11 protein-coding genes are annotated in these 14,115 nt (G+C 58.5%); 8 read left to right on the top strand and 3 right to left on the bottom strand.

Annotated elements, in window-relative coordinates; translation table 11 throughout:
- The first annotated feature begins 83 nt into the window (after window positions 1-83).
- From Enr8_RS07595 to Enr8_RS26475, 4 genes are all read left to right on the top strand, one after another.
- Window positions 84-1,562, top strand: coding sequence for a c-type cytochrome (locus Enr8_RS07595; protein ID WP_146430099.1), 1,479 nt, complete (start codon window positions 84-86; stop codon window positions 1,560-1,562).
- Window positions 1,563-1,601: 39 nt separating this feature from the next.
- Window positions 1,602-3,446, top strand: coding sequence for a c-type cytochrome (locus tag Enr8_RS07600; protein WP_146430102.1), 1,845 nt, complete (start codon window positions 1,602-1,604; stop codon window positions 3,444-3,446).
- A 514-nt stretch (window positions 3,447-3,960) separates the two neighbouring features.
- Window positions 3,961-5,331 (top strand): methyl-accepting chemotaxis protein, encoded by a 1,371-nt coding sequence (locus tag Enr8_RS26470; protein ID WP_146430104.1) that lies wholly within the window; start codon window positions 3,961-3,963, stop codon window positions 5,329-5,331.
- A gap of 226 nt (window positions 5,332-5,557) precedes the next feature.
- Complete coding sequence (locus tag Enr8_RS26475) at window positions 5,558-6,931, top strand: methyl-accepting chemotaxis protein (RefSeq protein ID WP_222434813.1); 1,374 nt, start codon at window positions 5,558-5,560, stop codon at window positions 6,929-6,931.
- A 375-nt stretch (window positions 6,932-7,306) separates the two neighbouring features.
- Here Enr8_RS26475 and Enr8_RS07620 read toward each other — a convergent pair whose 3' ends face one another.
- Window positions 7,307-8,038, bottom strand: coding sequence for a DUF502 domain-containing protein (locus Enr8_RS07620; protein ID WP_146430106.1), 732 nt, complete (start codon window positions 8,036-8,038; stop codon window positions 7,307-7,309).
- Between the two features lie 158 nt (window positions 8,039-8,196).
- Between Enr8_RS07620 and Enr8_RS07625 the strand changes: the two genes are divergently transcribed.
- Together Enr8_RS07625 and Enr8_RS07630 are read left to right on the top strand one after the other, a co-directional pair.
- Entirely contained in the window at window positions 8,197-9,039 is an 843-nt protein-coding gene (locus tag Enr8_RS07625) for a 3-keto-disaccharide hydrolase (RefSeq protein ID WP_146430109.1), read from the top strand.
- A 312-nt stretch (window positions 9,040-9,351) separates the two neighbouring features.
- Entirely contained in the window at window positions 9,352-10,380 is a 1,029-nt protein-coding gene (locus tag Enr8_RS07630; protein WP_146430111.1) for an acyl-CoA desaturase, read from the top strand.
- Between the two features lie 239 nt (window positions 10,381-10,619).
- Here the strand turns inward: Enr8_RS07630 and Enr8_RS07635 are convergent, their stop codons facing one another.
- Entirely contained in the window at window positions 10,620-11,426 is an 807-nt protein-coding gene (locus tag Enr8_RS07635) for a response regulator transcription factor (protein WP_146431606.1), read from the bottom strand.
- Between the two features lie 22 nt (window positions 11,427-11,448).
- Window positions 11,449-12,414, bottom strand: a complete 966-nt coding sequence (locus tag Enr8_RS07640) for a sensor histidine kinase (RefSeq protein WP_146430114.1) — start codon at window positions 12,412-12,414, stop codon at window positions 11,449-11,451.
- Window positions 12,415-12,609: 195 nt separating this feature from the next.
- Here Enr8_RS07640 and Enr8_RS07645 point away from each other — a divergent pair, with 195 nt between their 5' ends.
- Together Enr8_RS07645 and Enr8_RS25280 are read left to right on the top strand one after the other, a co-directional pair.
- A complete protein-coding gene (locus Enr8_RS07645) occupies window positions 12,610-13,617 on the top strand; it encodes a hypothetical protein (RefSeq protein ID WP_146430116.1) in 1,008 nt (335 codons plus the stop codon).
- 284 nt (window positions 13,618-13,901) lie between these two features.
- Complete coding sequence (locus tag Enr8_RS25280) at window positions 13,902-14,069, top strand: hypothetical protein (RefSeq protein WP_186767503.1); 168 nt, start codon at window positions 13,902-13,904, stop codon at window positions 14,067-14,069.
- Window positions 14,070-14,115 lie beyond the last annotated feature (46 nt).

Here is a 14,115-nt window from a genome sequence, read left to right on the forward strand (position 1 = left end):
GATGCTTTTGAGTGCAGCTCCTTCGCGATCCGATTCCTTCCCGCCTCTCTTCCCTTCCTGACCGACGCACCGAGGCAGCCACTATGGACTTTCCGATCTTTCACTTGGACGGCATGGGCAATCGCATGCTGATCGCGATCATTGCGATCATCCATGTCATGATCAATCACCCGCTGGCGGTCGGCATTTATCCGCTGATCACGCTGCTCGAATGGCGCGGCAAGAAGCAGAACAACGAAGAGCTTGATCAATTCGCCAAGCGGATCACCTTCGTCGTCTTCCTGATCACCACTTCGCTGGGCGCACTGACGGGCGTCGGCATCTGGCTCTCGACCTCGCTGGTCGCCCCGTTTGCGATCGGCAGCTTGATTCGCGTCTTCTTCTGGGGCTGGTTCGCCGAGTGGCTGGTCTTCATCACCGAGGTCATCCTGATTCTGATCTACTACATGACCTGGGATCGCTGGAAGGAAGGCCGGGCCAAGTCGTGGCATATCGGCGTTGGCGTGACCCTCTCGATCATGTCGTGGGCGACGATGGCGATCATCGTGGCGATTCTCGGGTTCATGATGTCGATCGGCGCCTGGAAAGAAGGCTCGAGCCTTCTGACCGCCGTCTTCAATCCGATTTACCTGCCGCAGTTGGCCTTCCGCACCACGTTGGCCTTGGCCACGGCGGGGCTGTTCACCTGGTTTTTGATCGGCTTGATTCCGAAGTCGCAGCAGGAGCTGCGTCTGCAGATGACGCGGCTGGTCTCGGGCTGGACGTTGTTCTGGCTGCCGTTTTGGGGCTTGGCTTCGTGGTGGTATATGTCGGTGGTGCCGGAGGCGATGAAGGGATTGATTCCGCTCGGCATGATGACGCAGAAGTTCATCACCTGGCAGCATGCGATGCTATGGGCCAGCGTCGGCGTGATCAGCTTTATCGCGGTTGTGGCGGCTGCGGGACTGTTCAAGCCGAAGTGGGTGCCGCGGGTGGCGCTGTTGGCGCCGTTTTTCTTGGGAATCGCCCTACTTGGTCACTTCGAGCGAGTTCGCGAGTTCATCCGCAAGCCGTACGTCATCGCCGGGTTTATGTACTCCAACGGCGTGCGGGTCGACGAGGTGGAGTTCTATCGTCAGAACGGCATCTTGCCTTACTCGACCTATTCGTCGGTGACCAAAGTGACCGACGACAACAAGCTGGTCGCCGGCAAAGACCTGTTCGTCATCTCTTGCTCGCGTTGTCATACGACCGCCGGCATGAATGGCATCGACGCCAAGCTCACCAAGCTCTACGGCGAGCAGTGGGACGAAGCGCAGATGACCGCGTTCGTTCGCGGCATGCATCTGTCGCATCCCTACATGCCCCCCTTCCCTGGTACCGAACAAGAGGCCGCAGCGCTGGTCGCCTACCTGGTTGATCTGCATGAAAACCCGGCGGTGATCGAAGGCGCCCAAGAGGTCGGCATTCCGCATCCGATTGGCGTGGCCAAGCCGGATCAGCCGACTGGGCGACTCGATGATGGCAACGTCGCAGCGGCCCTGCCCGAGATTCTCAAGCAAGCCGAACGCACCCTCGACTAGATACGCACTTCCACGAAGATAACTACAAGGTTTCACCCGATGGATAACTGGATCTACCTGGCGGAGACGGTCGTGCCCCGCGATATCGCGTTGCCGTTGCCAGTCGATGCGGAAGTGTTGCGGAGCCTGCTGGTTCCGCTCTTCCTGCTGCATATCTTGTTCGTCAACCTGATGGTCGGCGGTACGGTGATGGCGACGATCTTTGAGTGGATGGGGTACCTGCGGCGCGAAGAGAAGTGGGATCGCCTATCCGAGAAAATCGCCGAGACGGTCACCGTCAACAAGAGCATGGCGGTGGTGCTGGGGGTGGGGCCGCTGTTGATCGTCAACTTGCTCTACACGCTCACCTTCTATTCCTCCAATGCGCTCACTGGGCATGCCTGGATCTTGATCGTGCCGCTGGTGACGCTCGCCTTTTTGCTCACTTATTTGCACAAGTACACCTGGCAGCGCTGCCAGAGCGGCGTTTGGAAATTGCTGCACATCTGGGTCGGCATGGGCTCGACCCTCCTCTTTTTGACGATTCCCTTCATCTTTTTGGGGAACGTCAACCTGATGAACTATCCCGACAAGTGGTACGACGTGCAGGGGTTCTTCGCCGCGCTGAACATTGGCAACGGCAACGTCTACTTCCGCTACATCCACTTCATGATCGCGTCGATCGCGGTGACTTCGCTCTTCCTGTGCATGTGGCTGACCTACAACGCGCGGGTGCGAGAGCAACTGCCGGCCGGGTTCACGTCGCCAGGCATCCGCCGCTTGTTCTATTCGATCGCCTTCTTTGTGACGATGGGCCAGTTTGTCGTGGGACCGACGCTGCTGTTGGTGTTGCCGCGAGTGGGGCTCAGCACGTTCATGCTGACGGCGATTTTGACCGGCGCTTGCTTGGGCGTGGTGCTGCTGGTGCTGATGCGGATCGAGATCATTTCCAGCGACGAGCGAATCGGCCGCCTGTGGGTGCCGATCTACTTCGTCTTCATGTTCGTCGCTTTCTCGATGGGCGCCGGACGTCAGCAGTATCGCGACAACTCGCTGCGGGAGTTCAACGAGGCGGTCGCCCAGCGGACCGCCGCCTTCCGGCACGAAGTCGACGCCTTCAATGTGGCGTTCGCCAAAGGAATGTCGGGGCCGCAGTCGGGCGAGCAACTGTTCAAGATGGTCTGCGCTTCGTGCCATCAGGTCGACGTCGACAAGTCGGCGCCAACGCTGAAAGAGATCTTCGAGCTGCACAAAGGAAAGCCGGAAGAGATTGTCGCCTGGGCGACGGCGCCCGGCTACAAGCGGAAGCAATACAACAAGATGCCGCCGATGGCCCACCTGGGCGAGGATAAGCTGGCCCTGATCGCCGAGTACATGTTGGAGGTCGGCAGCGGCAAGAAGGAACTGGTGATCGACGACTCGAACTGGATCCGCAAGCTCGATCAGGAGCAGGTCGCCCAGACCGCCATGGAAACCGACGGCGACGCCGAGCAAGGCGCCGCGCTGTTCGTCTCGCAAACCTGCGTCTCGTGCCACCGTGGCGTCGATGGCGCGAAACCGGTCGGACCGTCCTTGGAAGGAATCGCCAAGCGGCTGAAGAAGGAGGAGATCATCGAGTCGATCCTCGCCCCGTCGGCCAAGATTGCCGAAGGGTACGAAACCTGGAGCTTTCTCACCTTCGACGGTCAGGTACTCAGCGGTATGATCGTCGACGAGGACGAAGACGAGGGTACGCTGACCGTGCGGCAGAACGACGGCAAGCTCATCGAACTGGTCGAAGACGATCTCGACGGGATGAAGAAGCAAGACCTGTCGCAAATGCCCGGCGGCGTGGTCGACAATATCTCGCCCGAGCAACTGGCCGACCTGGTCGCCTACCTGCAATCGCTGGAGAAAACGGAGTAGTCGCCCGCAGCAAGTCGTAGGGCAGGCCGTGCCTGCCGGCATCGAAACCCACGCCACTCATCGGTCTACCTGCCCTACGGCGACCGGTGGCCAAGCGGATCATTTCCCAGGCACGGCCTGCCAAATGGGCCTGAGGAATCGAAACGGCGCCACGTTGGATGGGCGGCGAAATGGACAAGCAGCAAGCCGCCGACTTCGCCCGCTGGGAACGCGTGACCGTGGGCGGCGACAATCGACGTTGCCATGATCTGGTCGGCCCGTCCGGCGTGGCTTGCTTCCGGTCCCGCTACGGGGGCGGCGCGGCCGGGGGGAATGCGGCTCGCGACCCCTAAAATCGGTTCTTCCGTAAATCGCCAGGAGTGCGGGTTGCCGCCGAAATCGCTTCGGGGACGTTCAATTTCCACCGTCGACGGAAAACTGACGTTTGTGCTCAAAATTGGATCTATGTTTGGGAAATTTCGCTTTGCCGCGTGGATCGATCCCGCGGAAACCTCAGAAAAAGACGGCAGGAAAAATGTTGGGCATTATTCGTGGTTGGGTTGGATATCTGTCAGGTTCGAAATCGGCCAGCCGCATGACCGAGTCGATCGATATCGAGGCATATCAGGAAGCTCTCGGCAAAGTTGCCGCAATCGAACGCTCCAGCGCCACGATTGAGTTCGCAATGGATGGCACGATTCTGACTGCCAACGACGCATTCTTGACGACGATCGGATATACGCTGGACGAAGTCCGAGGGAAAAAGCATCGGATGTTTGTCGAGCCCGAATACGCCGACAGCCCCGCCTATCAAGAGTTTTGGGAATTGCTTAACCGCGGGCAATTTCACTCGGAACGTTTTAGGCGAATCGGCAAAGGGGGCAAAGAGGTCTACATCCAAGCGACCTACAATCCGGTGCTCGACGCTGCCGGCAAGCCGAAAAAAGTGGTGAAGTATGCGATCGACGTGACCAGCCAAGTACTGGCCGAAATCGAGGCGTCGCGCCTCAGAGATATGGTCGAGAACCTGCCGACGAACCTAATGTTCGCCGATCGCGAAAACATCATTCGCTACATTAATCCCGCCTCGCGGGCGTCGCTGCAGAAGATCGCTCACTTGCTGCCGGTCTCCGTCGATCAGGTAGTCGGCAGCAGCGTCGACGTCTTTCATAAAGACCCTAAGGAGCAGCGACGGATTCTCTCGGACATGAACAACCTGCCGACCAAAACGCAGTTTGAACTGGGCGAAGAGATTCTCTCGATCGAAGTCCACGCGATTCAAGATGAAAGCGGCGCCTTCATTGGCTCGATGGCGACCTGGCAGATTATCACCGAGTACGCCGCCATTCGGCGTCAGGTCGGCAAGCTGGGAGACGTCGGCCACACCGTCGCCCTTAACGTCGGCGACATGGCGTCGGCGATGCAGGAAATCAGTTCTAACGTCAATCGGACGGCCAGTCTCGCCAAGACGGCCGAGGATCAGTTCAAGACCGCTGACGTCTCCATCCAAGAACTGGGCAACTGCAGCGAGCAAATCGGCGAGGTCGTTTCCCTGATCCGCGAACTGGCCGAGCAGACGAATCTGCTCGCCTTGAACGCGACGATCGAAGCGGCTCGCGCCGGCGAAGCGGGCCGCAGTTTCGCCGTCGTCGCCAGCGAAGTCAAAACCTTGGCGACCGGCACCCGCGACGCCACAGAAAACATCGCCGAGCGCGTCGGTCGCATCAGCGACAGCATCGCCGAAGTGGTGAAGTCGACCAGCGAAATCGCCAAAGGGGTTTCGGAAGTGAGCCAAAACAGCACCACCGTCGCCGCCGCCATCGAAGAGCAATCGACCATCATCGGCGGGATGAAAGGGACGTCGGACGATTTGGTGAATCTGAGTATGGAACTGCAAAAGCTGTAAGCGGTCATCGCTTGCGGACGTCCGCCAATGTGGCGCATGCGTCGCCCCAAAAATCGCGCTAGGCGGAGCACAACGCGGTTTAGCGAGATAAGTTTGAGCGTTTTTTTGTCGCAGCGATCTGCCCTGCTGCGTCTCGGATCTACGGTTAATTGATTGCGTTTTCCCGCTCGCAACGGCGGGAAACTGGCAAATCGGTCGATAAACGAGCAACGGAGCAAGTTGGACAATGATTGAGACAAATACCGGTTGGTGGCATGCTTTTTCGCCTTTCCATTTGGCGGAGAAAAAAACGCCGGCTGCGATCGACATCGAAGAGCATCAAAACGCATTGGCGATCATCGCCGCGATAAAGCGGTCGAATGCGTCGATCGAGTTCACGATGGACGCCACAATTCTGACCGCGAATGACGCATTCTTACAGACGATGGGCTATTCGCTGGAAGAGATCCAGGGACAAAAGCACCGCATGTTCGTCGATCCCGAGGAAGCCGATAGCGACGAATACCAAGAATTTTGGGCGTCGCTCAATCGCGGCGAGTTCCGTTCAGAGCGTTTCAAGCGAATCGGCAAAGGGGGGAAAGAGGTCTACATCCAAGCGACCTACAATCCCATTCTCGACTCCAGCGGCAAACCCAAGAAGGTCGTCAAGTTTGCGATCGATGTGACGCGTCAGACGGTGGCCGAATTCGAGGCGTCGCGCTTGATGAACATGGTTGAGAACCTGCCGATCAACCTGATGTTCGCCGATCGCCAGAACATCATTCGCTACATCAATCCCGCTTCGCGGAAATCGATGCAGAAGATCTCGCATCTGCTGCCGGTCCCGGTCGAATCGGTCGTCGGGAAGAGCGTCGACATCTTTCATCAGCGTCCCGAGAAGCAACGGGCGATCCTGGCCGACGCCGACAACCTGCCGGTGAAGACGCAGTTTCAGTTGGGCAGCGAGGTGATAGACCTCGAGGTGAATGCAATCCGAGATCGCGATGGCAGTCACATTGGCTCGATGGCGACCTGGCAGATTATCACCGAGCACGCCGCCATTCGGCGTCAGGTCGGCAAGCTGGGAGACGTCGGCCACACCGTCGCCCTTAACGTCGGCGACATGGCGTCGGCGATGCAGGAAATCAGTTCCAACGTCAATCGGACGGCCAGTCTCGCCAAGACGGCCGAGGATCAGTTCAAGACCGCGGACGTCTCCATCCAAGAACTGGGCAACTGCAGCGAGCAAATCGGCGAGGTCGTTTCCCTGATCCGCGAACTGGCCGAGCAGACGAATCTGCTCGCCTTGAACGCGACGATCGAAGCGGCTCGCGCCGGCGAAGCGGGCCGCAGTTTCGCCGTCGTCGCCAGCGAAGTCAAAACCTTGGCGACCGGCACCCGCGACGCCACAGAAAACATCGCCGAGCGCGTCGGTCGCATCAGCGACAGCATCGCTGAAGTGGTGAAGTCGACCAGCGAAATCGCCAAAGGGGTGTCCGAAGTGAGCCAAAACAGCACCACTGTCGCCGCCGCCATCGAAGAGCAATCGACCATCATCGGCGGGATGAAAGAGACGTCGGACGATTTGGTGAGTTTGAGTGCGGAGTTGCAGAAGCTGTAAGTGGGGCGGGCAATCGTAGGCCGAATTGCGTGCGAGGGAAATGCGGCTGCGAGCATAAACCAGTTCTTCCCACCGGCTCCGCTATCCAGAGTAGTCTTCAAACAAACACTTGCTGAGCGTCGCCGAGCCAGGTTCGCTTAGCAGTCCGTTGAGAAAATCAACGGACTGCTAGGATGGTCTGGGTTAGCTGGGGCAATTCCATTTTTCGGACGGTTACGTTTTTGGGATTTTTTCAGTCAACGTTGGAGCTGCCTTACTGAAGAGTCCGAATTGCGTTACAAGGTTCGTGCTTCGGCCCTTCGGATTTGATTCGTCATTCGCTCCTTCGACATTCGTCATTGAACATCGGCCGGACTGCCTTGCTTGCGCTGCGGGCTAGGTTGGCGTTTCCCCGTCCGACGCCTCGGTCTCTACTTTGCCTGTCTTGAACCCCTTCCCACTGGTCTTCAAGAACTGCGGCGACGTGACGCCCATTGATAGGTAAATGCTCATCAGGCCGTCGACCGACATATCGACCGGGTGGACCGCTTCGCAGGGGACGAAGACGATGCCGCCGGTCATGGGGATCGGCGACGTTGGCAGGTAGACGCCGTGGTGGTCGACGCCATTGATGTCAAAGCGATCGGCCGTTGGCATCAGGGCCAGGATGCCGGCGCCATTTTCTTTGCCGAACATGACGAAGACCGCCTGCATGCCGCGGAGCTCCTCGTTGTCTCCCTTGTCGAGCATGCTGACCAGTTGCCGGGCAGTGCCATACAGCTTGCCGATCAGCGGGACGCGGCTGACGATCGAGTCGACGACCGCGGACAGGGTGTTCTTCAGCCCCATCTCGACCAGTACGCCAATGCCAAAGACGACCGCCAGCACGATCACCCAGCCCAAAATATAGGCGAGGGTCGAATCTTTCAGTTCGTCCGGTTGGCCATTCAAAATGCCGATGCGGATTAGCTGCTCGCCGACAAACGACGTGGGGCCGACGAATCCATCCAGAAATTCGACCAGCCAGATCACGATCATCCCGGTCAAGACCAGCGGCATGACCGCCAGAATTCCGGCTAAAAAGTAGCGTAAAAATCGTTGCCAGAGCGCAGAAGTGAGTCGTCGCATCGTCAATTTCCGAAAAGGTGCTTCATCAGGGCCGGATGAGACCGGCCGCTTGCGTGACTTGGAATCGGCTAGGAACTAGAATAACGGTTCTGCCTGCCACCTGTAGCCGCCATTTATTGGAAAATTCGGCGGCGCCTGCCCTAGGAGATTAACCCTTGATGAAGAGTTCAAGTTTTCACGTTGCTATCGGCCTGTGCTGCCTGTCGGTTGCGTCGCTCGTTTCGGCCGATGAATGGAAAAGCGGCATCGAGTGGCCAGAGCCTCCCCAAGTCGATCCCGGCGCGACGTCGACCGACGCTCCTTCCGACGCGATCGTGCTGTTTGACGGCAAAGATCTGTCGAAGTGGGACGGCGGCGAGAAGTGGATTATCAAAGATGGCTACGCCGAAGTGGCGAAGGGTGGGATCACCACCAAAGACAAATTTGGCGACATGCAGCTGCATCTGGAGTTCGCTTCGCCGGCCGAAGTGAAAGGTTCCGGCCAGGGACGCGGCAACAGCGGCGTCTTCCTGTTTGGCAAGTACGAAGTGCAGATTCTCGACTCGTACGACAATCCGACCTATTTTGACGGCCAGTCTGCGTCGATCTACAAGCAATCGCCCCCGATGGTCAACGCGTCGCGGAAGCCGGGCGAGTGGCAAACCTACGACATCATCTTCAACGCTCCGACGTTCAAAAAAGATGGTTCGTTCGACAAGCCGGGGCATGTGACGGTGCTGCACAACGGCGTGCTTGTGCAGAACAACTTCGAGCTGCTGGGCGCCACCAAGTGGGATAGCCCGCCGAAGGTCGAAAAGCACGGTCCGAAGGGGAAAATCTCGCTGCAGTTCCACTGGAATCCGGTCCGCTTCCGCAATATCTGGGTGCGGGAACTGAACCCGCTGGTTGGCAAAATGCCGGAGCCCAAACCGACCGAAGAAGCGAAGCCGGAAGTGAAGAAAGAATCGGAGCCGGTCGCCGAAAAGCCGGCTGAAAAAGCTGCCGAAGAGTCGGCCAAGTAGCGACCCGGCGGTCAGAGCCGCCAATTGGGCAAATCTTGACGCCGCTAGCGACCTGTCGCAGCGGCGTTTTTTCGTGCCCCCCAAGCGGCTGCCGGGGCTGGTTTAGAAGGGTGGTTTTGCGTCGTAAATGCCGAGGGAACCGGGCGTTACCGCGATTGTTACACAACTATTACGAACCTGGGACGTTCCGTTTACTCACTTTGACTCGACACTACTTACAATCACTGCGAATGAAATCAGGCGACTGATCGCGGAAAGATGGATTTCCCGCGTAGCGTCGCGACCTCTCCCCCCAGGGATTGATGAGCTACCATGTCGATTGTCACTGATGAAAACCGAGAAGCGGGAGACGACTTCGAAAAGGACGCCGTCTCGCAAGAGGATTGGAACGAATCCAATCTGGTTACCGAAACCAAGCCGGCCGCAAAGAAGAATGTGACGAAGAAAAAGCGTCGCATCGAGCCGCCGATCGCCGAAAAACTGCGTGATCGTTACAAGACCGGGTTCGCCTGGATCATTTTTGGCTGGATCGCGATGATTCACGTCGTCGCGTTGGCCGCCCCGTTCTACTTCTCGTGGAGCGGATTCGCGCTGTTCATTGCGTTCTATTACCTGACCGGCTGCGTCGGCATCACGCTCGGTTTCCACCGGCTGCTGACGCATACCAGCTATCAGGTTCATTACCCGACCCGGATGGTGCTCGCCTTCATTGGCGGCCTGGCTGGCGAAGGTTCGGCGCTTGACTGGGTCGCGATGCATCGCAAGCATCACGCCCATAGCGACCAGGAAGAAGATCCTCACTCGCCGATCCATGGCGGTTTGTGGTCGCACATCTTGTGGCTCTTCCCGTTCCGCAACGCCGCCGAACAACGTTCGATCCACGAACGTTGGGCGCCCGACTTGTTGAAAGAGCCGGGCATGCGGTTCCTGAACTACGCGTTCATCCCGTCGCACCTGGCGTTGGGAGCGTTGATGGCGTATGCCGGTTATTGTTACGGCGGCTCCTACTACGCGACGTCGTGGGTGTTGTGGGGGATGTTCGCTCGCCTGGTGGTCGTGCTGCACGTCACCTGGTTTGTGAACTCGGCCTCGCACATCTGGGGCTACACCAACTACGAAACGACCGACCAAAGCAAGAATCTGTGGTGGGTCGGCCTGACCGCCTTCGGCGAAGGCTGGCACAACAACCACCACGCCTATCCGCGGATGGCCAACCATGGTCACAAGTGGTGGGAGTTCGACCTGACCTACAACATCATCCGCGTGATGAAGATGACCGGTCTGGCCTGGAACGTGGTCGACTACAAAAAGAAAAGTCGAGACGGCTCGGCGATTCACTAATCGCCGTTACCGCTGCATAAGAAAGAGGGCCGCTTGGCCCTCTTTTTTTGTGCGCTGATGGAGCGTTGGCTTCGTCTCTAACGCAGTAAGAATAAGTAGGTTGGTTGGGTGCAGCGCAGCGAAACCCAACCATGCGTTTGCAAGCGAAGAAGGTGGTTGCGCAAGCGGCCGGCGTTGGGCTGCCAAATGACCTTTATTTCGCTTGCTCCACCCACCCTACGGCGATAGATAATTGCTTCTTACTCCGCAGCCGGCTCTTCGGGCGCCGCTTCTTCCGGCGGATCTTCCACGGGCGTTCCGCTCGCCAAGAACTGGTACCCCGCGTCGCGGATCGTGATGAAGTGGTGCGGGTTCGACGGATCCGGTTCAAACAGCTTGCGGAGTCGCAAGATGAACTGGTCGGGCGCCCGGGTGATGATGTTGGGGGACATCTCCCAAACTTCGGTCAGCAGCTCATTGCGGGGGATGATGCGGCCTTCGTTTTGGCAGAAATAGCGCAATAGCTTCGCTTCGAGCTGCGTCAGGCGGACCGTCTTGTCGCCGATCGACACCTGGAACGAGTCAAAGTCGATTTTGACGGCGCCCTTCGCGGCGTCGAACTGGAAAACGTGCATCGCGGCCGGCTCTTCCTGGTGGCGCTGCTGGTCGCGGCGATTGCGGGCCGCCAGCAGGTTTTTCACCCGGCTGATGAATTCATCCAGATCGAACGGTTTCATCATGTATTGGTCGGCGCCGACGTCGAAGCCCCGCTTGCGATCTTCCGACAGGGTACGAGCGCTGAGGATCAAGATCGGCATGTCCTCACCATTGGCCCGGATCGTCTCGCAAACGGCGTAGCCGCTCATGCCGGGGAGCATCAGGTCAAGAATCACCAAGTCGATTTGCCGTGGGTTCTTTTCGACCACTTCCAGCGCGCTGCGTCCATCCTCGACGACCGTCACCTCAAAGCCTTCCGCTTCTAGGTTATAGCGGATGCCGATCGCCAAGTGCGCTTCGTCCTCGACCACCAAGATCCGAGTCTGTTCTTTCGCCTTTCCACCGTGCATCGGCACGACGTCCTCTCTTCTCTTAAGCTGCGTTCTGTTCTGCGTCGCTGGGTAAACCGCCAATCAGCGGCCGGGCTCCCGGCAGGGTCACGATAAACCGGGTACCCTGCCCTTTCCGCCCGTCCAATACTTTAACGGATCCTTTCAGGCGTCGCACGAGCGTCCGCACGATATAAAGTCCGAGCCCGGTTCCCGGTTTTTCTCTTTGCAACTCCAGCCCCAAGCGGACGAACCGCCCGAAGATCTTTCGCCGCATTCCTTTGGGGATGCCCGGCCCGTTGTCGGAAACCTCGACCACCGCGCGCTTTTGGCTGTCGAGCCGCAGAAAGACCTCGATCAACGCGTCGTTGCCCGAGTATTTCATCGCGTTGTCGATCAGGTTGCGGAAGATGATGTCGAGGTCTCCGTGATAGCTATGCATGACGCATGGCTCGAGGTGGAACTGGATCATCTCGCGCGGCGCCCGGTAGAGCAGCAGCGTCGACTCGGCGCAGCCGATCAGCAACTTGTCGAGCCGGATCTCTTCCGCCTCGGCCTCGTCGTCGCGGCTGCGGTCGAGCCGACCCGCCTCGAGCAGGTGGTTGATCAGGTGATCGAGCCGCTCGACGTCTTTCAGCATCGTGTCGTAAAACTCGGCCGCTTCTTCCGCCGAGACCTTCAGCCGGTTGAGCGTCTGGAGGTAGAGTTTCAACGAGGCGATCGGGCTCTTCAGCTCGTGGGTGACGCTGTCGATAAAGTTGGCCTGGCGGATCGTCAGGTTGATCGATTTAATCGATAGCACCATGTAGAAAATCACCCCGCCCAGCACCGTGGCCAGAAACGTGGCGCCAATCGGCAGGATCGTCCAGTAGAGGTTCGCCGAATCTTCGTCGTTGTAGGCGCCCCACACCGTCAGCAGCACCCAGCCAACGATCAACACCACCAACAGCACGATCATAATGACCGCAATGGTAACGGGAATGCCGATCGGACGTCGGGAGGTGGACATGGTAGACTCAGTGGCAGCGGTTCATTCGATCTGGCGACGATACCAGATTCGTCATTATATCCGGACTTGTGCCGGATCGCAGCGTCAGCGAAATTCAGTTCGAGTGATTAACGCGCCACGGGCGTTTGCATACGCAAGTCGAGCGGTTTTGGCGTCCGATCGCCGTCCATTTTCTTCGATTAGGTGGAACGAACTATGAATCAGCCGAACGCCGCAATCCGGCCGGCACTTATTCTGTTGTTGATCGCAGGGTGTGCGGCCGAAGCGCCTCGGCCGGAAAGCGAGCCTAAGCCGCCCGCCGCCGCCCAGACGCAGACAAGCGACGCTGGCGAACCGATTGAATTCCCCGAATTTGGCCTGGCGCTCGTTACCCCGCCAGGTTTTGTCGAATCGGACAAGTTCGCAGGGTTCATCGAAGAGGGAAACACCGGGGCGGTCATGCTGACGTATTTGCCGGCGCCGTTTGAAGAAATGCGGTCGACGTTTCTAACCGAAGCGATCGAGAGGAATCCGAACGTCAAGGTGATCGATCAGCAACAGTTGCAAGTGCAGGGAATGGATGGCTACCTGACCGAAGCGAACGCTCTGCAGGGACTGCAAGGTCTGCGGCAATGGAACCTGGCGTTTGGCGATGACAAGCAAACTTACATTGTTGCGGGGATTGTGCCGAAGGAGCGGGCTGATGAGCTGCGGGCGAAATTTGTGAAATGCCTGGCGTCGGTCACGATCATTCCTCGCGTACGTCCCGTCTTGCATGAGTACGAGGTGGTCGAGGGGCTGAAGGAAACTCCCGAGACGTTTGTGAAGGGCGCGACGCTCATGTCCGTGTCAGGAACCGAGGAGGACGTGACCGGCGATGCCGTCCGATTTATTATCTTGCCGATGCGAGAACGACGCAACGTCAGCGATGTTCTGCCGGACATCGTGAAAAGTCAGCTTGCCGCGTATGCCATCGTCGCTCCGGATCAGATGGAATCCGAGCAAGAAGTGACGATCGATGGCCTGCAAGGAATCGAGCTGAAAACGCATGGGATCGCTCGCAACACAGAGGACAAACAGGTTGCAATCTACTACGTCGGGCTCGCATTTCCGGAAGGAGGTTATGTAAGCCTGGTCGGCGTTTGTCCGGCGGCGGACGAAGAAGAGTGGTTCCCCAAGTTTGAACAAGGGGCGAAGTCGTATCGCCGTAAGAAAGATTCGTAGACGTGGGTCTTCGCCTGCATTGGCAGAGGTCAGAGGGCGAACCGCCTGATCCCGATTCGCCCTCGAGGTACGATTCAATCAGGCGGGCGCAGCCGCTGTCTGCGTCTCCGCAGCTGCCGTGTTCGCTGCGGCAGGAACCGGGCGACGCAGCACCTTTCGCCGCTGGAGCTTTTCGCGCAGTTGCGACTCGGTGTAAGGATGCGCGAGACGACGATAATCGGCAGGCTAGCGTCCTGGCGACGGATCTCGCGGATCAGGCGAATCGCTTCTCCCTGATCGAGGCGGTGCTGGCCGTCAGCGTGCCGCGCGTAGAGAAAAAAGGGGTTTTTGGGCAGCATTTCTCGGAACTGCGGCTTTCCTGTTTCTCGGCGCTTTTGTGGGGCATCGCTCCGTGGCCGCTGCTGGTTTCTGCTAAGTTGAAAAGCTTCTCCCGCTGGGAAACGGCGCGTTAAGGCGACTGGTTATCCTTGGGGAGAAGGACCGCACTTTGACCTGCCA

This window comes from Blastopirellula retiformator, assembly GCF_007859755.1.
GTDB classification, from domain to species: domain Bacteria; phylum Planctomycetota; class Planctomycetia; order Pirellulales; family Pirellulaceae; genus Blastopirellula; species Blastopirellula retiformator.

Bases quoted from the DNA above. Each gene is read 5' to 3' on its own strand.
- Enr8_RS07595 (WP_146430099.1), top strand. From the start codon at position 84: ATGGACTTTCCGATCTTTCACTTGGACGGCATGGGCAATCGCATGCTG.
- Enr8_RS07600 (WP_146430102.1), top strand. From the start codon at position 1,602: ATGGATAACTGGATCTACCTGGCGGAGACGGTCGTGCCCCGCGATATC.
- Enr8_RS26470 (WP_146430104.1), top strand. From the start codon at position 3,961: ATGTTGGGCATTATTCGTGGTTGGGTTGGATATCTGTCAGGTTCGAAA.
- Enr8_RS26475 (WP_222434813.1), top strand. From the start codon at position 5,558: ATGATTGAGACAAATACCGGTTGGTGGCATGCTTTTTCGCCTTTCCAT.
- Enr8_RS07620 (WP_146430106.1), bottom strand. From the start codon at position 8,038: ATGCGACGACTCACTTCTGCGCTCTGGCAACGATTTTTACGCTACTTT.
- Enr8_RS07625 (WP_146430109.1), top strand. From the start codon at position 8,197: ATGAAGAGTTCAAGTTTTCACGTTGCTATCGGCCTGTGCTGCCTGTCG.
- Enr8_RS07630 (WP_146430111.1), top strand. From the start codon at position 9,352: ATGTCGATTGTCACTGATGAAAACCGAGAAGCGGGAGACGACTTCGAA.
- Enr8_RS07635 (WP_146431606.1), bottom strand. From the start codon at position 11,426: ATGCACGGTGGAAAGGCGAAAGAACAGACTCGGATCTTGGTGGTCGAG.
- Enr8_RS07640 (WP_146430114.1), bottom strand. From the start codon at position 12,414: ATGTCCACCTCCCGACGTCCGATCGGCATTCCCGTTACCATTGCGGTC.
- Enr8_RS07645 (WP_146430116.1), top strand. From the start codon at position 12,610: ATGAATCAGCCGAACGCCGCAATCCGGCCGGCACTTATTCTGTTGTTG.